Source organism: Cupriavidus sp. 21MJTG02-4, from assembly GCF_057798975.1.
The window spans coordinates 371187-396480 of the sequence record NZ_JBYOJP010000003.1 but is presented as its reverse complement, the minus strand read 5'-3'; the positions used below and the strand labels follow the sequence as shown (position 1 = coordinate 396480).

General features: G+C 64.6%; 24 protein-coding genes. 16 read left to right on the top strand and 8 right to left on the bottom strand.

Annotated elements, in window-relative coordinates; genetic code table 11:
• Positions 1 to 347: 347 nt before the first annotated feature.
• From garL to AC3FKH_RS08130, 3 genes are all read right to left on the bottom strand, one after another.
• Entirely contained in the window at positions 348 to 1136 is a 789-nt protein-coding gene (garL, locus tag AC3FKH_RS08140; protein ID WP_488674479.1) for a 2-dehydro-3-deoxyglucarate aldolase, read from the bottom strand.
• Positions 1137 to 1151: 15 nt separating this feature from the next.
• Positions 1152 to 2246 (bottom strand): malate/lactate/ureidoglycolate dehydrogenase, encoded by a 1095-nt coding sequence (locus tag AC3FKH_RS08135; protein WP_488674477.1) that lies wholly within the window; start codon positions 2244 to 2246, stop codon positions 1152 to 1154.
• Positions 2247 to 2403: 157 nt separating this feature from the next.
• Positions 2404 to 3261 carry an alpha/beta hydrolase gene (locus tag AC3FKH_RS08130; protein WP_488674475.1) on the bottom strand — a complete coding sequence of 286 codons (858 nt, stop codon included), beginning with the start codon at positions 3259 to 3261 and terminating at the stop codon, positions 2404 to 2406.
• 137 nt (positions 3262 to 3398) lie between these two features.
• On the opposite strand from AC3FKH_RS08130, the gene AC3FKH_RS08125 reads away from it, so the two are divergent.
• From AC3FKH_RS08125 to AC3FKH_RS08105, 5 genes are all read left to right on the top strand, one after another.
• Positions 3399 to 4184 (top strand): AraC family transcriptional regulator, encoded by a 786-nt coding sequence (locus tag AC3FKH_RS08125; protein WP_488674474.1) that lies wholly within the window; start codon positions 3399 to 3401, stop codon positions 4182 to 4184.
• A 153-nt stretch (positions 4185 to 4337) separates the two neighbouring features.
• Positions 4338 to 4802 carry a RidA family protein gene (locus tag AC3FKH_RS08120; protein ID WP_488674472.1) on the top strand — a complete coding sequence of 155 codons (465 nt, stop codon included), beginning with the start codon at positions 4338 to 4340 and terminating at the stop codon, positions 4800 to 4802.
• A 3-nt stretch (positions 4803 to 4805) separates the two neighbouring features.
• Positions 4806 to 6176: an adenylosuccinate synthetase gene (locus AC3FKH_RS08115; RefSeq protein WP_488674470.1), complete on the top strand. Its 1371-nt coding sequence runs from the start codon at positions 4806 to 4808 to the stop codon at positions 6174 to 6176.
• On the top strand, positions 6173 to 6799 hold the full coding sequence (locus AC3FKH_RS08110; RefSeq protein WP_488674469.1) for a pyridoxamine 5'-phosphate oxidase family protein: 627 nt from the start codon (positions 6173 to 6175) through the stop codon (positions 6797 to 6799). The genes AC3FKH_RS08115 and AC3FKH_RS08110 overlap by 4 nt, the downstream gene beginning before the upstream one ends.
• A gap of 683 nt (positions 6800 to 7482) precedes the next feature.
• Positions 7483 to 8856, top strand: a complete 1374-nt coding sequence (locus AC3FKH_RS08105) for an MFS transporter (RefSeq protein WP_488674871.1) — start codon at positions 7483 to 7485, stop codon at positions 8854 to 8856.
• 513 nt (positions 8857 to 9369) lie between these two features.
• Here the strand turns inward: AC3FKH_RS08105 and AC3FKH_RS08100 are convergent.
• Positions 9370 to 9648 (bottom strand): hypothetical protein, encoded by a 279-nt coding sequence (locus AC3FKH_RS08100; RefSeq protein ID WP_488674468.1) that lies wholly within the window; start codon positions 9646 to 9648, stop codon positions 9370 to 9372.
• A 195-nt stretch (positions 9649 to 9843) separates the two neighbouring features.
• On the opposite strand from AC3FKH_RS08100, the gene AC3FKH_RS08095 reads away from it, so the two are divergent.
• The 4 genes from AC3FKH_RS08095 to AC3FKH_RS08080 all read left to right on the top strand — a co-directional run bounded on the left by AC3FKH_RS08095 (position 9844) and on the right by AC3FKH_RS08080 (position 13042).
• Entirely contained in the window at positions 9844 to 9966 is a 123-nt protein-coding gene (locus tag AC3FKH_RS08095) for a hypothetical protein (RefSeq protein WP_488674466.1), read from the top strand.
• 1 nt (position 9967) lies between these two features.
• The gene (locus tag AC3FKH_RS08090; protein ID WP_488674464.1) at positions 9968 to 11266 is read left to right on the top strand and encodes an Nramp family divalent metal transporter; all 1299 of its coding nucleotides are present in this window, start codon (positions 9968 to 9970) and stop codon (positions 11264 to 11266) included.
• A gap of 198 nt (positions 11267 to 11464) precedes the next feature.
• Entirely contained in the window at positions 11465 to 12382 is a 918-nt protein-coding gene (locus AC3FKH_RS08085) for a manganese catalase family protein (protein WP_488674463.1), read from the top strand.
• A gap of 105 nt (positions 12383 to 12487) precedes the next feature.
• Positions 12488 to 13042, top strand: coding sequence for a DUF3597 domain-containing protein (locus AC3FKH_RS08080; RefSeq protein WP_488674462.1), 555 nt, complete (start codon positions 12488 to 12490; stop codon positions 13040 to 13042).
• Positions 13043 to 13100: 58 nt separating this feature from the next.
• Here AC3FKH_RS08080 and AC3FKH_RS08075 read toward each other — a convergent pair whose 3' ends face one another.
• Positions 13101 to 14411, bottom strand: coding sequence for an NAD(P)/FAD-dependent oxidoreductase (locus AC3FKH_RS08075; RefSeq protein ID WP_488674460.1), 1311 nt, complete (start codon positions 14409 to 14411; stop codon positions 13101 to 13103).
• A gap of 27 nt (positions 14412 to 14438) precedes the next feature.
• The gene (locus tag AC3FKH_RS08070) at positions 14439 to 15866 is read right to left on the bottom strand and encodes a homospermidine synthase (protein WP_488674458.1); all 1428 of its coding nucleotides are present in this window, start codon (positions 15864 to 15866) and stop codon (positions 14439 to 14441) included.
• Between the two features lie 213 nt (positions 15867 to 16079).
• On the opposite strand from AC3FKH_RS08070, the gene AC3FKH_RS08065 reads away from it, so the two are divergent.
• Positions 16080 to 16349, top strand: a complete 270-nt coding sequence (locus AC3FKH_RS08065) for a hypothetical protein (RefSeq protein WP_488674456.1) — start codon at positions 16080 to 16082, stop codon at positions 16347 to 16349.
• Between the two features lie 106 nt (positions 16350 to 16455).
• On the opposite strand, the gene AC3FKH_RS08060 is transcribed toward AC3FKH_RS08065, so the two are convergent.
• The gene (locus AC3FKH_RS08060; RefSeq protein WP_488674454.1) at positions 16456 to 17370 is read right to left on the bottom strand and encodes a LysR family transcriptional regulator; all 915 of its coding nucleotides are present in this window, start codon (positions 17368 to 17370) and stop codon (positions 16456 to 16458) included.
• A gap of 146 nt (positions 17371 to 17516) precedes the next feature.
• Here AC3FKH_RS08060 and AC3FKH_RS08055 point away from each other — a divergent pair, with 146 nt between their 5' ends.
• Both AC3FKH_RS08055 and AC3FKH_RS08050 read left to right on the top strand, forming a co-directional pair.
• Positions 17517 to 18854, top strand: coding sequence for an MFS transporter (locus AC3FKH_RS08055; RefSeq protein WP_488674452.1), 1338 nt, complete (start codon positions 17517 to 17519; stop codon positions 18852 to 18854).
• Positions 18855 to 18870: 16 nt separating this feature from the next.
• Positions 18871 to 20343, top strand: a complete 1473-nt coding sequence (locus tag AC3FKH_RS08050) for an amidase (protein ID WP_488674451.1) — start codon at positions 18871 to 18873, stop codon at positions 20341 to 20343.
• A 53-nt stretch (positions 20344 to 20396) separates the two neighbouring features.
• On the opposite strand, the gene AC3FKH_RS08045 is transcribed toward AC3FKH_RS08050, so the two are convergent.
• A complete protein-coding gene (locus AC3FKH_RS08045) occupies positions 20397 to 21086 on the bottom strand; it encodes a GntR family transcriptional regulator (RefSeq protein WP_488674449.1) in 690 nt (229 codons plus the stop codon).
• A gap of 157 nt (positions 21087 to 21243) precedes the next feature.
• Between AC3FKH_RS08045 and AC3FKH_RS08040 the strand changes: the two genes are divergently transcribed.
• The 4 genes from AC3FKH_RS08040 to AC3FKH_RS08025 all read left to right on the top strand — a co-directional run bounded on the left by AC3FKH_RS08040 (position 21244) and on the right by AC3FKH_RS08025 (position 25209).
• Positions 21244 to 22146: an HpcH/HpaI aldolase family protein gene (locus AC3FKH_RS08040; protein WP_488674447.1), complete on the top strand. Its 903-nt coding sequence runs from the start codon at positions 21244 to 21246 to the stop codon at positions 22144 to 22146.
• A gap of 74 nt (positions 22147 to 22220) precedes the next feature.
• A complete protein-coding gene (locus AC3FKH_RS08035) occupies positions 22221 to 23564 on the top strand; it encodes an MFS transporter (RefSeq protein ID WP_488674445.1) in 1344 nt (447 codons plus the stop codon).
• Positions 23565 to 23719: 155 nt separating this feature from the next.
• A complete protein-coding gene (locus tag AC3FKH_RS08030) occupies positions 23720 to 24523 on the top strand; it encodes a carbon-nitrogen hydrolase family protein (protein WP_488674444.1) in 804 nt (267 codons plus the stop codon).
• Positions 24524 to 24543: 20 nt separating this feature from the next.
• Complete coding sequence (locus AC3FKH_RS08025; protein WP_488674442.1) at positions 24544 to 25209, top strand: RraA family protein; 666 nt, start codon at positions 24544 to 24546, stop codon at positions 25207 to 25209.
• Positions 25210 to 25294: the final 85 nt, after the last annotated feature.

The following is a 25294-nucleotide window of genomic DNA, read 5'->3' as shown; positions in this document are numbered from 1 at the left end:
GTGGCAGTGTCGGGCCACGGACAGGTTCGGGGCTCGTTCAATCATTGTCGGAGAGCCTGCGGACGGCCGCGCTCCACGCGGCAGGCAGCCGGGCAGACTCTGAAGCGAATACCCGTACGAAATTCTCCGCACGCTACGATCAATATTCGCCCGTTAGGGCAAGTAAACGCGTTTCTTGGTTACTTCTTGTCGCTTGGACAAGAAGTAACTCGCCGGCTACGCCGGCGAAACAGCGGCGTTTGCCAAGAGCGAAAACCCAATCATGGCCAGAGACGCCCCGCCGGCCACGCCGGCGAAACAGCGGCGCCAGCCAAGAGCGACGACCCGGTCATAACCAGAGAACGCCATCAGGCAAACCTCTCCCTCAACCCCCTGGCCGCATCCCTCAACAAAACATGATCCAACCCCACGGCCACAAAATGCATCCCCATATCGAGATACCGCCGCGCATCCGCCTCCACCGCCGTCAGCGTCCCGATTGCTTTCCCGGCCCGATTGGCTGCATCGCACACCTGCTGCACAGCGGCCTGCACCTCGGCGTGATTCGGATTGCCAAGATGCCCATATCCCGCCGCCAGATCGTTCGGGCCGATAAAAATCCCATCCACCCCCGGCTCCGCGCAGATCTCCGCTATCGCCTCCACCCCCTTGCGGCTTTCAATCTGCACCAGCACGCAGATGTTCTCGTTGATGGTCTTGAAGAAGTCCGGCAACGTGCCATAGCGATTCTGCCGCTGCACACCCGACACGCCACGCACCCCATCCGGCGGATAGCGCGTCGCGCGCACCGCGCGACGCGCTTCTTCCGCTGACTCCACGAACGGGATCAGGAAATTATAGAAGCCGATATCCAGCAGCCGCTTGATCATGACCGGATCATTCCACGGCGGCCGCACCACCGGCGCACTGACGCTGTCCTTCAGTGCCATCAGCTGCGGTGCGAGCGTCAGCACATCGTTGGGCGAATGCTCGCCATCGAGCAGCAACCAGTCGAAGCCGGCCAGGCCGATGATCTCGCTGGTCACGGGCTGCCCAAGCGAACTCCACAAGCCGATCAGGCGCTTGCGTGCCAGGATGTCGGCGCGAAACGTGTTGGGCAGCGGATGGATCTGGGGCAGATGCGGGGTAGTGGTCATCGTCGGAACTCCTGTTCAGTTGGCCGCGAGGGCGGAAAGCGGGCCGGGCGACTTGCCGCGTCCCTGCAACACGCGCGCAGCGGCATCGTCGAGCTGGGCCAGCGTGCCGCTATCCACGGGAATCCATTCCGCACGGGCCCTGCGCCAGGCCCGCTCGGGGTCGCCAGGCAACTGGATGGCATCGTTGCCCGGCTGCAGGCGCGAGGCCTTCATCCACTCGACAAACGCTTCCACTTCATGACCGAAGGTGGTGCTGCTGCCGAGCCGCGCCGGATCGAAGATGATTGCCAGCATGTTGTTCCAGACCGCGTGCTCGTGCGTGAGCGTCTCGGGCCGGATCGTGTGGCCGCCCGTCACGGCCGCGCCCAGCAGTTCGCACATCACGGCCAGCACATAACCCTTGTGCTCGCCGAACGTGCGCAGCGCGCCTTGCGGCGTACCAGGGTGCGGAAACATGACGGCAGGGTCGTCGGTCGGATGGCCGTTCGGGTCCATCAGGCAGCCGGGCGGCACGGGCACGCCCTTGTTGTTGGCCACGCGCACCTTGCCCAGCGCGATGGCGCTGGTGGCAAAGTCCAGCACCAGCGGCGGCTGGCCGGCCACCGGCACGCCGATCGTAAACGGGTTGGTGCCGAAGCGCGGATCATAGCCGCCATGCGGCGCGACGATCGGCTTGGACAGCACGTTCACGAAGTGGATCGAAATCATGCCTGCCGCGGTCGCCTGCTCGGCCCAGTGCCCCACGCGTCCCAGGTGGTGCGAGCGGCGCAAGCCCAGCACGCATACGCCGTGCTCGCGCGCGCGCTCGATGCCCAGCCGCATCGCCTGCTCGGTCACGGCCTGGCCCATGCCGCGATTGCCATCGAGGCTCAGGATGCCGCCCGATTCATGCACCACGCTGACCTGCTGGTTCAGCTGCAACTGATCTCCCTGCCACGACATCACGTACTTGGGGATCATGCCCACGCCATGCGAATCGTGGCCTGACAGGTTGGCACCGACCAGATGGTCGGCGGTCAACACGGCCTCGCGTTGATCGGACCCGGCGGCCAGCCAGAGGTCGACGACCCATCGATGCAGGCCGGCGGTCGGGATTCGGTGCTCACTCATGCTGACTCCAGGTGAAGTGGGTTTCGTTGATCGGGTTGTGCAATTTTGCACCATGAGCGATGACAGCCATGCCGGGGGTGTCGGTGGCGGGGCTCGGCTCTGCGACGATCAATCCTGACTTCGGCCCTGAGCCGACTGGCGGCTCCGAACTCAGCCTTCAGCGACGTTCGATCATGCGCAGGACTGACGCTGCAAGTGCCCCATTGCCATCGCCAAGCAGGTCGACGGCATCGAAGTGATGTCCGCCGTCCTGCGGCACAACCTGCACGTCAAAGCCGCATTCGGTCAGCAGTGCCTGGTATTCGCGCTGGAGCCGGTGGTACTCCGGAGACTCATCTCCGCCGACCGTCAGGATCATCGGCAGTTTTACCAGCGGGAGATGGTGTATCGGGCTGTAGCTTGCCACGTCGGCTTCGGTCAACCGGACCGCCTTGTTGAGATAGCACAGGCGGATGGGCTCGAGGTCATACAGGCCGCTGATTGCGCAGCCGCCCTTGACGACATCCGCTGGTACGCCGAGCGTTTCCCAAGCCGTCCCCGCGAGCGTGGCGGTCAGATGTCCGCCGGCCGAGTGGCCCGAGATAAAAATCCGGTTCGCGTCGAATCCCAGTTCCGCTGCATGGCGATAAAGCCAGGCCACGGCATCGCGATTGTCGCGCACGATTTCCGCCATGCCGACATCCGGGGCCAGGCGGTAGTTCACCACAGCCACATTGACATCGTGCTGCAGGTAGGGCGCTGCTACGTAGCTGAAGTCGGACTTGTCCAGCGATTGCCAATAGCCGCCATGGATAAAGACGAGCAACGGACGGCCCGTGGTGCGCGCAGGAAAGAAGTCCAGCGCCTGCTTGATATCCGGACCATAGGCAAGATTTTCCCTTACCGGATTAGCACGACGAAACGCGGCGCTGGTCTTCTCCCATGCTTCGAAGATGTCCTGGAAGCCGGGGATGCCGGCCCTGACGTTGTACTGCTGGTCCAGCTCTTCCTGATTGAAGTTTCGATACACTGACATTACATTTGGCTCCAGACTGTTGGATCGATGTTTCGATTCCATTCGATCGTTGCGACGCAATTTGCGTCCGGCCAAAGATACTTGCCGGCGTACGGTGCGGCGCGCCCCTGGATGACAACGACTATCGCAAAGACGCCATGTTTGGAAAGAGCGAAAACCGGGATGACTACCAGGCGATAGACCGGCCGGTGGGCGGCATGGCGCGCAAGCTGAAGGATGGCTTCTATATCGGCGCACATTCCCACCCGCGTGGCCAGCTGATTTACGCCTATGTCGGCGCCATCCTGGTGACTACCGACTTCGGATCGTGGGTGGTTCCGCCGCAGCGCGCGGTGTGGGTGCCCTGCGACGTCGAGCATGCCATGCAAGCCTGCGGCGACGTCGAGATGCGAACGGTCTATATCCATGCCGATGCCATTCCGGCAGAACTGCACGGCTGTTGCGTCGTCGCCGTCCCGCCCTTGCTGAGAGAGCTGATTTCGGCGGTGGTCCGCATGCCCATGGCCTACGACGAAGCCGGTCGTGATGGCATCGTGGTCGAACTCCTGTTGCAGGACCTGCGGCCGCTTTCCGTCGTACCGCTGCACTTGCCGATGCCCAAGGATGCCCGGCTAAGCAAGATCTGCGCGAAGATTCTCGAAGACCCGTCCGACGAGACCTCCGTAGAAGCGTGGAGCCGGTCGGTCGGTGCGAGCGAGCGGACCATCATCCGCCTGTTTCCGGATGAAACCGGCATGACCTACAGCCGCTGGAAGCAGCAGGCAAGGCTGATGGCCGCGGTACGGCTACTCGCCGAGGGATGCCATGTCACGGACATTGCCTTGCAGCTTGGCTACGAGAGTCCGAGTGCCTTCAGTGCCATGTTCAGGCGCGCGCTCGGCATGACACCCACCGAGTACTTCAGGGATATGGCGGGGGAATAGCCAGCGCAGGCAGTTTGGCGTCCGCGCGACATCAACTGGCGTCCCCGCGCGATTCGCATGGGACACCGTGCGGCACAGTCGGGGTGTCGGCGGATGGCCAGCACCATGCACCATGCAAGCTCCGTCGGCATCTTTCCAAGTCGAGGAGTCAGTATGTCAGTGATGGATCGTATCCAGGCTGCCGGCATTGTCTTGCCCGCGGCCGAAATTCCCAAGGCGCATTATGTTCCCTACACGTTGCACCATGGCTTCCTGACGGTATCGGGACAACTGCCGCTACAGCACGGCAAGCTGGTGTTCGTCGGCACGGTTCCCGACGCCATCACGGTCGAAGCCGCGCAGGAAGCGGCGCGACTGTGCCTGGCCAACTTGCTGGGTTGGGTTGCCGCGGCGGTAGACGGAGACTTCGAACGCATCCGCGGCGTGGTCCGTGTGGGCGGCTACGTTGCGGCGAAACCCGGGTTCAACGATGCGCCGCTGGTCATCAACGCAGCGTCTGAACTTCTGAACCGGATCTTCGGCGAGCGTGGGCGCCACGCACGCGTGGCGATGGGCGTAGCAAGCCTTCCGTTCGGCGCTCCGGTCGAAATCGAAGCAACGTTTGCGTTGGACCTGTAGTCGATGGGCACCGAAACCAGAGCAGGGTATGCGGACGTGCTGGTAGGGCTGCAGTACGGCGATGAGGGGAAGGCCCGGGTGATCGACCACCTCGCCGCAGAGTATGACGTGATTGCGCGCTTCAACGGTGGCGCCAATGCGGGCCATACCATCGTCACGCCTGACGGCACCTTGCGGCTGCGCCAGGTCCCTTCCGGCGTGCTGCATCCGGGTGCGTCGCTTTACATTGGTTCAGGCTGCGTGATCGGCCTGCAGCAACTGGCGTCCGAAATCGAAATGCTGACCGCGCAAGGGATCGACCTGGCCGGACGGCTGACCATCAGCGACCGGTGTCCAGTCGTCCAGCCCGCCCATTTCCTGTCCGACCGCCAGGATGGCGGGCATATCGGAACGACGGGCAACGGCATCGGGCCCTGCTATGCGGACCTGGCGGCACGCATGCGGGGCGGTGAGCGATCGGCGTTTCAACTGCGCGACCTGGTGCGGGACGAAAGCCTGGTTCTCGAACAGATGATGCGGTTAGTGGCCCAGCGCGAAGACGACAGTGTCCCGGTCTTCATGCATGGGATACGTCAGGCGTGGCGGGTGGTCCGGCCATTCGTGACCGACGATCCGCTCTCGCTGCTGCAGCGCGTGGAAGGCGGTGCGCGGGTGCTCTTCGAGGGCGCGCAATCGGTCATGCTCGATGTCGTGCAGGGCACCCAGCCGTGGGTGACGTCCAGCCATACCTTGCCTTCCTATGCCTACGTGGGTGGCGACCTTCCATGCCGTTATCACCGCAAGACCATCGGCGTGGCCAAGGCCATCGTCTCCCGCGTTGGCAGCGGGCCATTGCCCACGGAACTCGGCGGGCAGCGATCCGAGACCTACTGTGCGGAGGCCGCGCGCAGCGGCCGCGGCAAGGGCGATGAGGCGCGCCGCTTCGATCCACACGCGTTGCTCGGGCAAGAGGACCCGTTCTCCATCGGCGTGGCAATCAGGATGTTGTCGAACGAATATGGCACAGGGACTGGACGGCCACGTCGCGTAGGACTGCTCGACGTCGCTCAACTCCAGCTTGCTGTCCGGCAGTTTGGAGTCGACGAGATCTACCTGAACAAATGCGACAGCCTGGCGGCCTTCGCGCGGACGCGCGATCGATGCATTCCTGTCGTCGTTGACGCATGCGATGGCGAAGGCGCGCGAGTAATGCGGTTTCCGGCTTTCGAAGCGGACGCCATTCCGCTTGACGACGCTTCGCCGCTTCCTCCGCAACTTGAAGCCCTGCTGGAATGGCTGGAGGAGGCCATCCGCCGGCCGTTGCGGGGCATTGGACTAGGTCCGGAACGTGCGCAGATGCGGCGATTCCGGGCTCAACAGCAAGCCACATCATGACCATCGAGACACCCTTCTACTTTCACAGTGAAATGCGTCGTACCGACCTGGCCTGGACGGACTGGCCAGCCATCGAGGCGTTCCTCAAGGATGAACTGATCTGCCGGGTTGCGGTGCATGACGAGCCGTTTCCCTACGTTACCGCTCAGAGCTTTACCTTTACCGGCGACGCGTTCCTGATCCACAGTTCGCGATTCGGCAAGCTTGCGTCAGCGATTCGGGCGAATCCGCGCGTGACGATCGAAGTGGATCGGCCGGTGGCGCTACTGAAGGCTCCCAAGGGGCAGAACACGAGCCTCGAGTACTACAGCGTCATTGCTCGATGCGAAGTGAGACTTCGGGAGAGCACGGAGGAAGTGCGTGCCCACCAGAACCAGGCGCTGGAAAAATTCCGGCCGGAGAAGGACTATTCGCCGATCGAGGATGGGGCAGCCAGCCAGATCGTTGCCTATCGATGCGAGATTCGTGAGCTGAGCGCGAAGAAGCGCATCTTGGCTGACGGCCAGTACTCGCCGCCGGGCCAGCCGCAGGCGCCGTATTTGCGCTATCCCTTCCCGTCCGGTGCCACGCTTTCCGGCCTGGGACCCGAGGCGTTCGATCCTCACAAGTTCGCTGCGAGGTAGGCCGCGGATATCCGACGATATGAGAGATGCTTCGGCATCTCTCATTTTCTGGGTTCTTCGCTGCCGGGAGTGCGTTCTCGGCATGCGGAAGCACCAGCATCTGCGCCGTTGATGCCTCCGACCAACCGACTACTGAGCCGCGCAGCAGCCGAAGGCGATGATGCGATATCGTGGGCAGTGTCGAGCCACGGACAGGTTCGGGGCTCGTTCAATCATTGTGTGAGAGCCTGCATGCGGACGCGCTCCACGCGGCAGGCAGCCGGGCAGACTCTGAAGCGCTTACCCGTACGAAATTCTTCGCACGCTACGATCAATATTCGTCCGTTAGGACAAGTAAACGCGTTTCTTTGCCTACTTTCTTGTCGCTCGGACAAGAAAGTAGGTCGCCGGCTACGCCGGCGAAACAGCGGCGTCTGCCAAGCACGACGAACCAGTCATCACCGGAAGCCCTGCCGGCTACGCCGGCGAAACAGCAGCGCATGCCAAGCACGATACCCCCATTCACCGAAGAACCATTTCCTTGCGCCAAAGAAATCCGCTTGGCACCTGCAAGACATAGCTTGGCGTTCTCGCACGGGCCTCTGGGGCGTCTCCACGCGACAGTAGCAAGCGATCACGCATCGATGCGTATCGCAACGCCATCAGCGCCTACAAGCGCGGGCATTAAAACTACTGGAGACAAGATGAAACACACCCCACTCGAGCTGATGCGCGTGCGCACCGGCGACCGGCTGGAGCGGCTACCCGTATGCGGCTACCACCGTTTCCTGTTCGCCGTCATTGCGTTGGCCTTCTTCTTCGACAACCTCGACCTGGCCATGATGACCTATCTGCTGGGCTCGATCCGGACGGAGTTCGGATTGTCTTCAGCCCAGGCCGGGATGCTCGGCAGTGCGAGCTTCGTCGGGATGGCCATCGGCGCGATCTGTTCCGGGGTCCTGGCGGACCGGTTCGGCCGGAAGCCGGTATTCCAGGTCAGCATGATTATCTGGGGCGTCGGCAGCTATCTCTGCTCCACCGCGAACAGCCCCATGGAGCTCGGCGCATATCGGGTTCTGCTGGGGCTCGGCATGGGCATGGAGTTGCCGTTGGCGCAGACGCTGATGTCCGAATTCATTCCGGCACGCCAGCGCGGCAAGTATCTGGCATTGATGGACGGGAACTGGCCGATCGCGTTCATCTGCGCGGGCTTGATGTCGTACTACGTCCTGAGCGCCTATAGCTGGCGGACCATGTTCCTGCTCGGCGCGGTGCCGGCGGTTTTCCTGCTCGTGATCCGCCGCTATGTGCCGGAATCCCCGCGCTGGCTGGAATCGCGAGGCCGGCATGCCGAGGCGGCCGATGTGGTCGAGCGTATCGAGAAATCCGTGATGCGCCGGTTGAAGCTCGACGCGCTGCCCGAAGTCACCCCCATGATCGCCGAGGCAGAGCAAACCGCATCGGGTCTGCGCGTACTGTGGTCGCAGGCGTATCGCAGCCGGACGCTGACAGTGTGGGGCCTGTGGTTTTTCGCGCTGCTGGGGTTCTATGGCTTGAATACCTGGATCGGTGCATTGCTGCAGCAATCCGGCGTCGGTGTCACCAAATCTGTCCTTTATACGGTCTATATCTCCATCGGCGGCATTCCCGGGTTCCTGTGCGCAGCATGGGCCGTGGAGCGCCTGGGACGCAAGCCGACATGCGTGGCGACCCTGGTGGGCGGTGCCTGCATGGTGTTTATTTACGGCAGGGTCGCGGGTTCCGGGTCTGATGCCACGGTGTTGCTCCTGTCCGGCGGCATGATGCAGTTTTTCATGTTCGGCATGTGGGCGGTGCTCTATACCTACACGCCCGAGCTCTATCCGACGCGTGCGCGCGCCTCGGGTTGCGGGATGGCATCGACGGTGGGGCGCCTGGGTTCGTTGCTCGGGCCGGCACTCGTCGGGTTGGTATTGCCGGTCGCGGGGCAAACTGGCGTGTTCTGTCTGGGCGCCTTGTGTTTTCTTGCGGCAGCGGGAATCGTGTCCCGGTTCGGCATCGAGACCCGCGGAAGGGCGCTGGAGACCATTGCCGACTGATGCGGTCACGGACACTCAGGTTCAGCGAGGCGAGCAGGCGGTCGTGCGGATGCTCGACGACGCCGCGCTCGCTATGTCAGCGGTGCTGTCAGGAACCTCCTACGCATGATTCAGTTCATCTCGCTCCGCTTTGTTGTCTCCCACTGAAGGCATTGGCGAGGTTCCCCATCTAGCCTTGAAATCAAGGAGGTGCCGATGCAGTGTGCGGTGCCAGTGATGTGCCTCAGAGCCCCGAAAGGAGTGAGACGATGCGCAGATCAGAAGATTCGCTACGCGGATTGGTAGAAAAGTGGCTGTCGCCGAGCGACGACAGTCCGGCGCGGGTTACATGCTTCAAGCACCTTGCCAATCACAAGGGCTGCCTGGTATGTGTCGAATCCACGCGAACCACGCGGCGCTTGTCCATTGCCTTCTTCCGCCACGGGGACGGCGCCTGGTATGTGTTTCCGCCTGTCGCCGGGTAGCGAGCGCGCTACGGGTGACCGTCCGGTCATACCGGTTATAGCGACGCGCTCATGGCTTTGCGGCTCTGCCGCGGACTTCGATTGGAATCCCGGCAATCCTGACGGGAGCGAGACGGCCGTCGAGTTCGGCAATCAGATCCCGATGTCGCCGTTGGGCCGTCACGGTCTCTCGCAGTGCGGCAAGAAGCTGGCGCGCGACGGTGGTGTCATGCCCGTCCCTGTCAAGCTCTCTCACCAGTGCAATCTGGCGCCGTACGCGCTGGCGGCCTTCCTTGATATATCGATCGCAACTGGCAAGATCCGGAGCGCGGGTCTCCTCGTCAGGCATCGCAATTCTCCGCGATTGGTCTTCACTCAGGATACACATTCCGCATCCCCGGTACGCCACCCCGGAATGGTCCCATTCCGGACAGAAAAGTGACGCACTGGTATTGAAGGCTTTCTTCTGGCGCTGGCACGAGTCGTGCACCTCCCTCGTCGTTCTGGATTACTGCGGCGCCGCGTGCGCCGGGGGAGGGCCGCCATGTCGATCTATCCGGCGCACCGGTTCTGGCGCGCCCATCCGTACCGAATGACCGCCGGCATGCTGGTGCTGGGCGGCGGGGCCATGTCGCTTTTCATCCGCCTGTGCGCCTTGCTTGGCTGAAATGCCTCCTCCCGAGCATTGCGCTTCCGTCGTCGCAGCGCAAAGCGCGGCGAGCGATGGCTGGCGCGGCATGTTGCGCTTCGCGGGGCCGGGTTATCTGGTGGCGGTCGGGTACATGGACCCCGGAAACTGGGCGACCGATCTCGCCGGTGGTTCCGCCTACGGCTATCGCCTGCTGTGGGTCATCGCCATGTCCAGCTGCATGGCCGTGCTGTTGCAGGTGCTCGCCAGCCGGCTCGGCCTGGTCTGCGGCATGGACCTGGCGCAGGCCTGCCGCCAACTCAGTTCGCGACGCTCGGCGCTGGCGCAGTGGGTGTTGTGCGAGATCGCCATCTGCGCGGCCGACCTGGCCGAGGTCATCGGCACCGCCATAGCGCTGAACCTGCTGTTCGGCCTGCCGCTCGCATGGGGCGTCGCGCTGACCGTGCTGGACGTGCTGCTGGTGCTGGTCCTGCAGCAACGCGGCTATCGGCGCCTGGAGGCCTTCGTCATCAGCATGGTGGCACTGGTACTGGCGTGTTTTGTCGCGATGCTGCTGATCGCGCGGCCGGCGTGGCAGGACGTGGCGGCCGGACTGCTGCCCCACGGGCCCACGTTGCGCGATCCTGCCGCGCTCTATATCGGCATCGGGATCATCGGCGCCACGGTCATGCCGCACAACCTCTATCTCCATTCGGCGGCGGTGCGCACGCGTGCGCTCGATGGCAGCACGGCGGACCTGCGTCGGGCGCTGCGCTTCATGGCCATCGACACGGTGGTGGCGCTGTCGCTGGCCTTTGTCATCAACGCCGCCATCCTGGTCACGGCAGCGGGCGTGTTCCATCAGGCGGGGCGTACCGACGTCGCGGAGATCCAGGATGCGTACCGCCTGCTCAGTCCGCTGACGGGCGCGGCCTGGGCCAGCCTGGTGTTTGGCGTGGCGCTGCTGGCGTCGGGGCAGTGTTCGGCGGTGACCGCTACGCTTGCTGGCCAGGTGGTGATGGAGGGCTTCCTGCAGACCCGCCTGCCGCCCTGGCTGCGGCGGCTGGTTACGCGCTGCGTCGCCATCGTGCCGGCGTTCGTGGTGGCGACGCTCTATGCCGGGCGCGGCATGGCGCAGCTACTGCTGCTGAGCCAGGTGATTCTTTGCCTGCAGCTTCCGTTCGCCGCGATCCCGCTGGTGCGCTACACCAGCAGCCGCGCGCAAATGGGCGAGCACGTGAATCCGCGCTGGCTGATGGGGCTTGCGTGGACGGCCGTGGCCATCATCGTGGCGATGAATGCCGCCTTGCTGTGGATGCTGGCGGCGCCCCGATATTAAGCCGTTCCACGCGCAAGGAACGGCATCCCATCATGCCGCGCACTGCAATTCCTACACGCCCGCGCCCCGGCGGCGGCCCGCGCCGGATGGCTAACCTTGAAATCGCGGTGCGCGGGCCGCGACTGGCATGGTCAATGCAGCGGCACGGCTGCGCCTGCGCTGGGACAAGGCGCGTCTGGACACATCCTGGAGCTGACCATGTTCATACACAACAAGCGATTGCAATATACCGTGCGCGTGTCGCGTGCAGACCCTGGCCTGGCCAACCTCCTGCTGGAGCAATTCGGTGGCCCGCAAGGAGAGCTGGCAGCGGCAACGCGCTACTTCACGCAGGCGTTGAGCGAGGAAGACCCCGGCCGCAAGGACATGCTGCTGGACATTGCCACCGAAGAACTCAGCCACCTGGAGGTGATCGGGTCCCTGATCGCGATGCTGAACCGGGGCGCGAAGGGCAAGCTGGCCGAAGGGTCCGAGCAGGAAGCCGAGCTGTACCGGTCCCTGTCCGGCGCCGGCAACGACAGCCATGTCACGCAGCTTCTGTTCGGCGGCGGCCCCGCGCTGGTGAACTCGGCGGGCGTGCCATGGACCTCGGCCTATATCGATACGATCGGCGAGCCCACCGCCGACCTGCGCTCCAATATTGCGGCGGAAGCGCGTGCCAAGATCATCTACGAGCGCTTGATGAACCTTAGCGACGATCCCAGCGTCAGCGAGGCGCTTGGCTTCCTGATGACGCGCGAGATCGCGCACCAGAAGTCATTCGAACGCGCGCTGTACTCGATCGCGGGCAACTTCCCACCGGGCAAGACACCGGGCGTCGAGCCGTTCGATTCGGTCTACTACAGGATGTCGCAGGGCACCGAACCGAAGCGCGGGCCGTGGAACGACGACAGGAATTTCGAGTTCGTCGAAGACCCGCCGCCCGCCGTGGATGGCGGAGATGGCTCGGCCACCGTCCGTCTGACGCCGGAAGAGGCGTCGGCCGTCGCGGCGTTTGCCATGCGCGACGCGTCCGACGTCAACAGCGATCCGGTCACGGGCGCCGATCTCGGTTCGGATGGGGCGGAGTCCGAGTCAGAAGAACCCGAGTCCGGGTCCGAGACCGGGAAGCGCTAGGTCGCGCGAGCCGCCATGTCAGCGCAGGCGTGCTGCGCGCACGCCTGCCGCGGAGGGAATGAAAATTGCACGAAGGCAAGGCTTACACCTGGTATGGAGGCTGAGATGAGCATCTTCAAAGACATCCTGAACAAGCTGCTTCACAGGGGGCAGGCTGCGCAACCGCAGACCACTTCGACCGCGAGCCCGGGCGCGGCGCCCGGCTCGACCGCCGGGACTTCACCTGGCACGTCCACGGGTTCGGCTGGCGGTACGGCCGGGGGTACGGCATCAGGCACCGGAGGCGCTCAGGCCGCTCCAGGCACGGCGTCGTCCGGTGCGAGCCCATCAGCCGGCGGCGCGGCTTCGTCGGCCGGCGGGACACCGGCATCCTCTGGCGCGACTGGCCAGCGGCCGTTGTCGCAGGTCGACGTGGAAGCGGTCATGGACCGGGCCGTGAGCGAATCGGGCCAGGCGCTGAACTGGCGCACATCGATCGTCGATACGCTCAAGGCGCTGGGCATCGACAGCAGCCTTGAGCATCGCAAGGCGCTGGCGCACGAGCTGAACTACACGGGCGACACCAACGACTCGGCGTCGATGAACACGTGGTTGCACAAGCGGCTGATGCAGGAGCTGGCGGCGAATGGCGGCAAGCTGCCGGCGTCGCTGACGGACTGACCATTCTGCGCGGACGAGAAGGTTTGCACCGCCCGTTCTGCAATCCGGTCCGCTGCCGTCAGAGCAGGTCGCGCAGTTTGTAGTACCACATGCCGAGCACGAGCGCGGGCGTGCGCAAGGCATCACCGCCCGGAAAGCGGTGATGCCGGATGCGCGTAAACACGTCGAACCGGGTGGCATCGCCGCTGATGGCTTCCGCAATCAGTTTTCCCGCCATGCCGGCGAACACCACGCCGTGCCCGGAGAAGCCCTGCGCATAGTAGAGGCACTTGCCGACGCGCCCCAGGTCCGGGGCGCGGTTCATGGTGATATCGATGAAGCCGCCCCAGGCGTAATCGACCTTCAGGTCCCCGGTCTGAGGGAAGACCCGCACCATGCGCGCCCGGATACGGTCCACCAGGTTGCGGGGCGGACGGGCACTGAAGGTCTCGCCGGCACCGAACAACAGGCGGTGGTCCGCGCTGAGGCGGAAGTAATCGACGATGAGGTTGTTGTCCGATGCGGCCGCCATGGCCGGCATCAGCGCAGCGGCACTGGCGCGTTCCATCGGCTCCGTCGCAATCATGTACGTGCCCACGGGCATGATGCGCGCCTGGATCTCCGGTGCCATGTGGTCGCCGAATTCACCGAGGTACACGTTGCCCGCCAGCACCGCCTGCTTGCATTCGATCTCGCCTTCGGCGGTTTTCACCACGGCGTCTTCGCCGGCTTCGAGCCGGTAGGCCGCCGAGTTCTCGAACACCCGGACGCCTTTGCGCGCAGCGGCCGCGCCCAGCCCGAGGCAGTACTTCAACGGATGCAGGTGGCCCGAGTGTGCATCGTAGGCGCCAGCAACAAAACGGCTGCTGCCGACGTACTGCGGCAGCTGGCCGTTGCCAATCCATTCGAGCGGATAGCCATAGACGTCACGGGTATGCCTGACCCATGCCTCCAGGTCGCGCACCTTTCCTTCGCGGGGCGCGAGGGTCAGGTAGCCGCGCACAAAGTCGCAATCGATGCCGAAGTGCGCGATGCGCTGGCGGAGCAGATCGATTCCCTCGACTGACACGTCCCAGGCCGCCTTGGCGATGTCCTTCGTGCACTGGCGCTCGATCGCCCGCTCGCCCTCGGACCCGAAGCCCACGATCGCCTGGCCGCCGTTGCGCCCCGAAGCGCCCCAGCCGATTCGCTGCGCTTCGAGCAGTGCCACGCTGAAGCCCCGCTCGGCGAGTTCGATCGCACAGGACAGTCCCGCGTAGCCGCCGCCGACCACGCACACATCGGCCTTGACATGCCCCTGCAGCGGCGCGTTGGGAACGGGGCGCTGCACACTCGCTTCGTAGTAGGAGTTCTCGATGACGCCCAGTTCCTTATGCAACAAGCCAGACATCCGCTTGTCCTCCTCGGGCCGGGTTCGCTACGTCACGCGAACGTTGATGAACTGCCAGGGATCTTCGTCCGCCGGTTCCTGGTACAGCTCGGAGTGCTGGGCCAGCGGTGTCCAGTCGCCGTAGACGCCCACGACTTCGCCGAGATAAGGGCACGCGATGCGCAGCACGGTCTGGTAATCGAGATCGTCGGGCTCGACCACGCCGGCTTGCGGATTCTTGATCGCCCAGACCATGCCGCCGAGAATGCCGGCCACGACCTGCAGGCTGGTAGCCGTGTTGTGCGGCGCCAGTTCGCGCGCCTGGGCGGTCGACAACCGCGAGCCATACCAGTAGACGCCGCGCTCATTTCCCATCAGCAGGACACCGAGTTCATCCATGCCGTCGGTGATGTCGTCGCGCATGATGCGCTGCTTGTCCTGCTTGCGCCAGCCGTGCCCGGCCAGTTCGTCGATCGACAGCAGGGTGTCGTCGCAGGGGCGGTAGGCATAGTGAACAGTCGGCCGATAGACCACTTCGCCGTTTTCCCGCAGCGTCAGGTGGTCGGCCATCGAGATGGATTCGCCGTGCGTGATCAGGAAGCCGTGGAACGGACCGCCGAGCGGCGTCCAGCTGCGCACGCGCGTGCTGAAGCCGGGACGGGTCAGGTACACCGCGGCGTCGGAACCGAAGCCATGGCGCTGCGCATCGTCGGGCCAGTAACGCTCATGCGTGCCCCACCCCAGTTCGGCGGGCTGCGTGCCTTCCTCGATAAAGCCGTCCACCGACCAGGTGTTGACGAACTCGTTGTCGCCCTTGCGCGCGGTGCCGACCTGCGTGTCGCGTTCGGCGATATGGATGGCCTTGATGCCGAGGCGCCGCGCCAGCGTGGCCCAGTCCTCGAAAGACCGGGGCGGCGCGTAATGCAGATCGTTGTCGGCGGCCAGGTTGACGAGCGCCTGCTTCAGGAGCGCGGAGATCAGGCCGGGATTGGCGCCTTGCGTCATGATCGCCGTCGGCCCGTTGCGCTTGTCCAGGCGGAATGCGAACACGCCTTCGCGCAAGGCATAGTTGCTGCGGCGCGATAGCGAGGCATTGGGATCCACCGAGCCGCCACGCCATGGCTCGATGGACGTGTCCAGGTAAAGCACGCCGTGTTCCCAGCAATACCGCACCAGGGCTTCGCTGGAAACGTTGACCGACAGGTTCAGCAGGAAATCGCCCTTGCCGGTGTGGCGCTGGAGAATCTCGCGATGGTTCTTCTCGTTCAGCCCTTGTTCGATCACTTGCACGCCATATTCCCGCGCGATCTCGACAAGCGTTCCGGGCGGGCACAGCACGGTGATCTGCGACGGCTCCACCGCGATATGACGGAGCAGCAGGGGCAGCAGGGAACTTGCGATGCTGCCGAAGCCGATGATGAGCATGCGCCCGTCAAAGCGGGCATGCCTGGTGAAATCGGAAGCAGGCTCGACCATCTCATTCCCCAGATGCGCATCAGCGCCGGTGGCCATCTTCCACGCAATGGTGGTGCCCCATCCCTACGCAAACGCTATGCCAACCGGCCTTGAAGTGAAGTTTGTCCTGAAGAGATGTATCTGGATTTCGGTCGATCCGGTCGCTATATCAGAGGTGAGCGGCCACGTATCCGAGGTTTTGCGGTCGCTCAGGCGTACCACCTGGAGAGCATCATGCTCGATCTGGCGACAGAACTCCGCGATCTGGAGCGCAGCGAAAAGCATATCAACGATGGGCGCGAGCGCATCCGCCGCCAGATCGCGCTGATGAGGGGGCTGCAAGCCGGAACCATCGAGGCGACACTGGCACGCCAGACGCTGGCGGCGCTACGCAGTTCCGTGGCCGCGCAGCGGTGTCATCGCGCGCTGATTCTGCAGGTGCTGAACGACCACCCGCGGCTGCGGCTCGGCATGGCCTCGGCCGAGGGATTGCTTCCGGGCTAGAGCGGACCGGACAGCGCACGCGGTAACCCTTATCGCGAATCTTCGATGGAGCGTTCCAGGACCGGCGCAAAGCACGCCGCCGCGCTGTCCCGTCTTGCCGGATCCGTCAGCGGGACAAGTTCAGACCGGGAACGGAGCGTATCGCCAGGCGCGCGCATTCAGTGAACCAGCTGGCGGGCGCATCCAGCACATTGCCTTTGCGCATGACAATCCCGATCTGCATCGTCGGCAGCGGCTCCTGGAGCCGGATCTCGCTGATCAGCGGCGCCATCCACGGCAGCGAAAGCACTGGCTGCGGCACCGGGGCGATGGCATCGCCGTGGGTCGACAGCACGAGCGACGCCATCGACGAGGGACATTCGATGATCTGGCGCGGCAGCGGCACATGATGGCGGAGGAACCATTGGCGAACCGCTTCGCTGGTGCCGCCGCGCGAACTGTCGAGTAGCCAGACCGACTCGCCCAGGTCCGCCAGGCCATGCGGCCCGGGCCCGAACTTGCCGGGCCGGGTCGACATGGCGACGGCGAGGCGCCCCAGCGGCTCGAATGCCAGGTCCGCGCCCAGCACGTCTGGCATCAGCGAGGTGATCGCGACATCGATGGACCCGTCTCGCAGCAAGGGCAGCATTTCCGACAGGAAGGCGTCGCGAATGGTCAGTCGGGCGTCGGGATATCGGCTGCGAAAACGCTGCAATGCATCGGGCAAGCACATGAGCGAGAAGGCCGGCGTCACGGCCGCATGGATGTGCGGCGTGCCTTGGCCGGACAAACTCTGGATCGACGCGCGGGCGTCGTCCACTTCGGCCAGTATCAGCTTGGCGCGCCTGAGCAGTTCCAGGCCGGCGTCATTCAGCCGTACGCCTTGTGGGCTGCGGCTCAGCAATGGCACCCGGAGATCGAGCTCCAGTTCGCGCAGGGACTTGGTCACCGCTGTCTGGGACAGCGCCAGTGAACGGGCCGCAGCGCGGATAGTGCCCTGTTCGGCAATGGCGACAAAGGCGCGCAACTGACTGTTCTTCATCTTCTCACCATCAGGGAAAGCATGCCAAAGTGAACACCAAAAGGGTTCGCTATGAAATCTTATCAGTAGCGCGCGGGCACGGGGATTCCTACCATGCAGGGCATCGCGGAGGCCAGGGCGCTTCCGCCCACTATTCAGGAGACTCCATGCGCCCGCAGGTCAATTTCGAGAGCCCCGAAGGGCTCCCGGCCCCACCCGATTCCATGACCACCAATCCCGCCGCGAGTGAGAACGCCCTCTACGCCAGGGTGACAAGGCGGCTGATCGGCTTCCTCTTCATCTGCTTTATCTTCGCCTTCCTGGACCGGATCAACGTCGGCTTCGCCAAGATCGGCATGCAAGCCGACCTTGGCTTCAGCGAAGCGGTCTTCGGGCTCGGCGCGGGTATCTTCTTTGTGAGTTACTTCCTGCTGGAAGTGCCCAGCAACCTGCTGCTGGGGCGCTTTGGCGCCCGGCGCTGGATCGCGCGCATCATGGTGACGTGGGGCCTGTTGTCCATGGCCACGCTGTTCGTCAGGACACCCACGCAATTCTATGTGGTGCGCCTGCTGCTTGGCGCCGCCGAAGCCGGCTTCTTCCCCGGGGTGATGCTGTACCTGACGCAGTGGTATCCGGCCGAACGGCGCGGCCGCGTCATCACACTGTTCATGGCGGCCATCCCGGTCTCCAGCATTTTCGGCAGTCCGCTGTCGGGCTGGATCCTGCGCGCATTCGACGGCCACGGCGGCATGGCCGCCTGGCAATGGCTCTACCTGGTCGAGGGGATTCCGGCCGTCCTGCTCGGACTGGTCACGCTTCGCTACCTGCCCGACACCATCGCGCAGGCAAAGTGGCTCAGCCGGTCCGAACGGCAACTGCTGCAGCAACGTGTCGCCAGCGACGCGAAGCATGCCAGCGCCCACCGCATGCGCGATGCCTTCCGCTCGCCGAAAGTCTGGCTGCTGGCGTTCATCAACTTCGCCTTTCTGTGCGGCATTACGCTGGCCTTCTGGATGCCATCCATGCTGCGCAACGCCGGGGTGAAGAACACGGTGGAGATCGGCTGGATGGTCGCCATACCGTACGTCGTGGCGGTCATCGGCATGCTGGTGCTGGGCCGGACCTCCGATGCTTCCGGTGAACGCCGCTGGCACAGCGCCTTGCCCGGCTTTGCCGCGGCGTCGGGCCTTGCGGTCATGCCGTGGACGCTGGACAACCCGACGCTGTTGCTGGTTGCCAGCACCGTCGCTATCGGCTGCAACGTGATCGCCAACGCGTTGTACTGGAACCTGCCGACGGCCTTCATGTCGGGTGCCGCGGCCGCCGTCGGCCTGGCCTTCGTCAATGCGTTCGGGCAGATCGCCGGGTTTGCCAGCCCATCGGTGTTCGGCTGGCTGTTCGCGACGACCGGAAGCGCATCGCTCGGCCTGGGTGTTCTCGCCGGCTGTCTCGCGCTGGGCAGCATCGCGGTGCTCCTGATGCCTGCTCAGGCCGTCAACCGCTGATCGAAGGAGTTGTCCGGTGAAAGACTATTCCACTGCCCAGGAATGCCTGCGCTCGCTGAGCCAGGGGGAAATTTCAAGTGTCGAGGTGCTCAACAGCCAGTTGGCGCGTATTTCGGCGATCGATCCCGACATCAACGCCGTCGCGGTGCTGGACGCGGATCGCGCACTGCTGCGCGCCGCCGAAGCGGATGCCGACCGCGCGCGCGGTCGGAGCTGGGGCCCCTTGCATGGTTTGCCGATTACCGTAAAAGAGTCGTTCGACGTGGCCGGCCTGCCCACGACGTGGGGCTACGAGGCGTTCAGGACCAATATCGCCACGCGCCATGCGCTGGCCGTGCAGCGCCTGGTGGATGCCGGTGCGATCATCTTCGGCAAGACCAACGTGCCGGTTTCGCTGGCCGACTGGCAGACGTTCAACCCGGTATATGGCACGACCAGCAATCCGTGGGATGCGACGCGCGTGCCGGGCGGCTCGTCGGGCGGATCGGCTGCCGCCCTGGCGGCCGGCTACACCTGCCTTGAATTGGGGAGCGACATTGGCGCCTCCATCCGCAATCCGGCGCACTACTGCGGCGTGTACGGCCACAAGCCGACCTGGGGCGTAGTGCCCATGGAAGGCCACGCGTTGCCGGGGATCGCCTGCATGGACAGCGTGGATATCGGCGTGGCAGGGCCCATGGCACGCTGCGCGCACGACCTGGAACTGGCGATGGATGTCCTCGGGTCGCCTGCCCACAGCTTTGGCAGCCACGGCTGGCAGCAAGCGCGCTGGCGCGCGCGCAGCCGGCCGGTCGAGAGCCTGCGGATCGCCGTCATGGCCGACGACCCGGTGGCACGCGTCGATAGCGCGATCGTCGCGAGACTTCAGGCGCTGGCTTCCTTCCTGCGCGGGGAGGTCGCCTGTGTCAGCGAGGATCGCCGGCCGGTCGACAGCGGCGAAGCGCGTGCCGTGTACCTGCATCTGGTGCGCGCTGCGACCGGAGCCTTTCTTTCCGATGACGCCTACGACACGGCCAGGCGCATAGCGAACCTGCTTGACCCCGCCGACATGAGCTACCGCGCTTGCCACTATCGCGGCACCACGCTCACGCACCGGGACTGGTTCGCGCTCGACCAGCGCCGCGCGACGCTGCACATGCAATGGGATCGGTTCTTCAACGACTTCGATCTGCTGATCTGCCCGGTCGCCACGACGACGGCCTTTGCGCACAACCAGCACGGCGAGCGCTGGGAGCGCATGCTCGATGTCAATGGGCAGCCGCAGGAGAGCACCGATTCGATGTTCTGGGCCGGATATCCGGGGGTGGTAGGCGTGCCGGCCACCGCGGTCCCGCTGGGCCGCGATTCGCTTGGCTTGCCGTTCGGCGCGCAGATTATCGCGCCGGCGTTCTCGGACTTCATGGCACTGCGCTTTGCGCAATGGCTCGCGCGCGAGTGGTATGCCTTCCAGGCGCCGGAATCGCTCTGCACGGCGGCCTCGACTGCCTGAAGCGCTAGCGGCCCGTGCTTGGCGCAGGGCCGCCGCCTTGGAAAACAGGTCCCTCAGTCGGACAGGGCGCGCAGCCGCGGCGCGCGCTCCGGGTCCAGATGTTCGGCGAGGTTGTCCAGCGCGCGCGCCGCGTCGTGGCTCGACAGTGCGGCCAGCAGGTCCACGTGTTCGTCGACGACCAGGCGAACCTGCGTCGGATCCGGTGGCGTCGAAAGGCAGGCCAGCAGGTGGCGGAACCGGAGCGCGTCGAACAACTCGACCAGCAGGTCGTTGCCGGCGAGGCTGACGATGGCCCGATGGAACTGGCGGTCGAGTTCGGCCGCCTCGAAGAAGTTGCGCTCCAGCACCAGTCGGCTGATCTCGCCAATCATGCGTGCCAGTTCGGCGGGGACGACCTGTTTCTGCTGGCAGATGGTCCGGATGGCATGGCTTTCCAGTGCGAACCGGGCCTCAAGGAACTGGCGTAGTTCCTGGGCGGTCACGCCGCGCACGCGGGCGCCTCGCCGTGGAATAAGTTCGATGAATCCCTCCGCCGACAGGCGTCGCAAGGCCTCTCGAATCGGCGTGCGCGACACGCCGATTTCTTCGGACAGCGGTTCTTCTTCGAGGAAGGCGCCGCTGGCGTACTGCCCGCGCAGGATCTGGCCGTGGATGTGCTGGTAGGCGCGTTCGGCGGCGGATAGCCCGGCGGTGGTGGTCTTGGAATTCTCGGAACCCATGGGGTGAACTTGTGTGTACGTCATGTATATCAGCGATATGCCCAAATTGAAAAAGTGTCGTGTGGATCATATCGCTGTCGTTCCCGTGCAACGAAAAAGTCACATCGAATTATAGCGCAAAAGGCTGAGAAGCCCGCAGATCGCGCGCAATCCCAATGCGGCTTCGTGGGGTAAACGTGGATTGCCGCAATCAGTTACCCCCTCTATCTTTGCATACGTCATGTATACACGACGTATGCAAGAAGATCTGCGGTCAATGCCAGAGGCGGCATCGATGGGCAGTGTCCGTTCACGCGAAGCGATTTTTTCCCCGCACTACGATATGAAGACGAAGCTTTCCCCCGGCCACCTTGGCCTCTGGTTTTCCGGACCGAACGTAGCCACTGCCGAGATCGGCAAGACCATCGGCTATCGCGTGGCGATCCTCGATATCGAGCACGGCACCTTTGATCTCGACGCGCTCGACCGCTTCGTGCCATTCCTGAAAGCGCTTGGTTATGAAGTCTTCGCCAAGGTGCTCGGCCCGACCCGTGAAGCTGTCCAGCAGGCGCTGGACTTTGGCGCCGATGCCGTCGTGATTCCCCACATCTCCGGCGTGGAAGAGGCGCGCCGTGTGTGCGGCTACGCAAAGCTGCCACCGCTGGGCGATCGTAGCCTTGCTGGCGGCCGGACGACCCATTTCGCCTACCCGGCCGACGCCTGGATCGCGGAGCAAGACCGAAACACGAAGTGCTATCCGATGATCGAGGACGAGCACGCGCTGGCGGAAGTCGACGCCATCCTCGACCTGCCTTGCGTCGACGGTGTCTTCATCGGGCCGACCGATCTCTCGATCCGTCGCGGCCGCGGCATCTACAAGCGGCAAGCGGGCGACTGGGCCGATATCGAGGCGATTGTCAAAGCCGCCAAGGCCGCGGGCAAATCCTGGTTGTTCCCGGCATGGAGCCCGGAGGAACAGGCCTTTGCCATCGAGCACGGCGCGGAACGAGTGTTCATCGCGATGGAGCAGGTTGCGTTGTATCGCGGGCTGAGCGCCATCTGGGCGTCGGCAAACGAGACGCTGCAAAACCATTCCGGGCAGTAAGCCGCGCCGCGCTTACGTGCTGATCGAATTCCGGATTCCGGGATTCCGGGATTCCTGAAACAGGATATGCAACCATGAATTCACCAATCACTCCTCCGGTGGTCAAGACCGTTCAACGCTGGGCGTGGATCCTCACGATGGTCCTCGCGCTGGCGATGGTCGTCTCCGTGATCGACCGGTTTGCGCTGTCGCTGCTGATCGAGCCGATCAAGAAGGCGTACGACATCACCGATTCGCAAATCGGATTGCTGCAGGGCCTGGCCTTCGGCCTGTTCTATGCGGTGCTGGGCCTGCCATGCGGATGGCTCGCCGACAAGTGGTCGCGCAAGGGCACCATCGTGGTCGGACTGCTGGTCTGGAGCGCGGCGACCGCGGCATGCGGACTGACCACGACCTTCGTCGGGCTGCTGGCCTCGCGCATGCTGGTCGGCGCGGGTGAAGCCGCGCTTGCGCCATCGGCCTACGCCATCATCCACGACCAGTTCCCGCGCACGATGATCAATCGCGCCCTGAGCCTGTTCCAGGTAGGGGCGGTCATCGGCGCGGGTACGGCCTTCTACATCGTGGGTGCGATGTATGACTATCTGAAGGGCATTGGCCCGGTGGTCACGCCGTGGTTCGGCACGCTGCAACCGTGGCAGCAGACCTTCGTGGCCGTGGCGCTGCCGGGCCTGGCGCTCACGCCGATTCTCTGGTGGGTGCTGTCGCGCACCGAGAACAAGACGCCGGTGGCCACGAAACACGGCAATGCCAACGCCGTTGCTCAGCAGGTGGGCACGGGGCGCTACATGTGGTCGGACCGGACTTTTATTGCGGCGCTGTTCATCGGCATGTCCGGTCTGCTGACGATGAACTACGCGCTGCTGTCCTGGCTGCCGTCCATCTTCGCGCGCGAGTTTGCCTGGACCCCCGGCCAGATCGGCAAGCCCTATGGCCTCATCGTGCTCGTTGCCAGTTCCCTCGGCATGCTGATCGGCGGCTGGGCGGCCGACCGCATCCAGAGCCGCCAGCCGGAGGTCGGTGTCCTGCGCGTGCCGCTGACCGCCGCAGTGATCGGCCTTCCTTTTGCCGCGGCGCTCATGTTCGCCCACACGCCGGTGCTGCTGCTGGGCCTCGCCGCGATCCTGCATGCGCTCTGCACGTGCTCGATCGGCGTGGCGCCCGCCTTGATTCAACTGCGCAGCCCGGCGTCCATCCGCAGCCGCGTCTCGGCGGTCTATGTCCTCGCGGTCAATATCTGCGGGCTGGCAGTCGGCCCGCTGCTGGTCGGCGAGATGACCAAGCTCGTACCGCAAGGCACCGAGGCATTGCGCACTGCCGTCTCGGTCGTGGGCGCCACCGCGCTGCTGATCTCGGTCGCCGTGCTGGCCAGCTACACGCTGGCGGCGCGAGGCCGGACGGCCGCTGCGATGTCCTGACAAAGCGACGCCATGGTCCCGGCGCCTTCCTGATCCCGCGGCGCGCAGCCGCGCCGCCACCCCGGATTTACCTGAGCCGAACGTCGTCAAGCGTCATCGCTTGACGGTGGCCCCGCTTTTTTCCCAATTCCGCTACACCCAACCGAAACCCAGTCATGAAGATCTCAGTCATCCAGTTGAACGCAGGCAATAGCAAGCCGAAGAACATTGAAAAGGCGCTCGGCCTGATCGAGCGAGCCGTGCAAGCCGATTCCCCCGATTTCGTGGTGCTCCCGGAAATGGTCGCCTGCATCAGCGCGTCGCCAAAGGAGATGCGCGACTCCGCCGAAGCGTTTCCGGACGGCGAGGCTTACCGCGCCTTCAGCGAGGCGGCCCGCCAGCACAACATCATTCTCCATATCGGCAGCATGATGGAACGTGACGGCGACGACGTCTTCAACTGCTCCCTCATGTTCGGCCGCGACGGCGGCCTGCTGGCGAAGTACCGCAAGATCCATCGCTTCGATGTGGTGTTCGCGGATGGCACCGAACTCAAGGAATCGAAGCTGGTCGGCCGTGGCGACGAGATCGTCTGCGTGGACGTGGAGGGCGTCAAGATCGGCTTCTCGATCTGCTATGACATGCGCTTCCCGGAGCTCTACCGGGCCCTGGTTGAACGCGACGCGGACATCATCGTGGCGCCGTCGGCCTTCACCTTCGAAACCGGCGCGGCCCACTGGGAAGTCCTGCTGCGCGCGCGGGCCATCGAAACGCAGACCTACTTTGTCGCGCCGGGTCAGGTCGGCACGTTCGGCGAGGGCAAGTACAAGAACTTCGGTCATTCGATGATCGTCGACCCGTGGGGGCAGATCGTGGCCCAGGTGTCGAACACCGAAGGCCATGCCTCGGCAGGCTTCGACCGCGACTATCTCACGCAGATCCGCGCGCGCATGCCGCTGCGCCAGCACCGCGTCCTCTGAGCGCCGAGCGGAGCCTACCCATGTTCGACATTCGACCCATGCCGGAGGCGCTGCCTCCGGAGATCCATCGCGCCGCGATGGAAGCCGAGCCCGCCACCATCGGCCACTTCCGGCTGCTGGGCTTTCCCGACGCGGGAATCCGCCCGCTCTTTGGACGCATGCGCATTGCCGGCCCTGCCGTGACCCTGGCCTTGCCCGCGGCGGATTCCACGCTGCTGCATCACGCCGTGGGCATGTTGCGGCCTGGTGACGTCCTGGTCATCGACCGGCTCGGTGATCACCGGCACGCCTGCCTGGGCGGAGGCGTTGCCTATGCCATCGCCAAGGCCGGTGTCGCTGCCGTGATCGTTGACGGTCCCTGCGCGGACCCCGCGGAAATCCGCGACCTGTCGCTGCCGGTCTGGGCACGTGGCTTCAGCAGCATCACGACGCGGCTTCAGGGAATTGGCGGCGCTATGAACGTCCCGGTGAGCTGTGGCGGCGCGGTCGTGTCACCGGGCGACCTGGTGATCGCCGACGAGGGCGGCATCGTGTTCATGCCGCGCGCGGAGGCACTGGCCCAATGCGAGCAGGCGATGAAGCTCCAGCGCATGGAGCAGCAGGGGCTGCCGCTGATCACGGCGGAGCGACCGCTCGGCGAGCTGACCGGCGCGAGCGCGCTGGTTCGCGCCCGGCTTGCCGCGTAGCGAGGGCATCCGCATCGGCAGCCCGCTTTGAAGCCTGCCAGGGCAAGCGGCGACGCGGGTGCTTGCGGACCCAATAAAACCACAA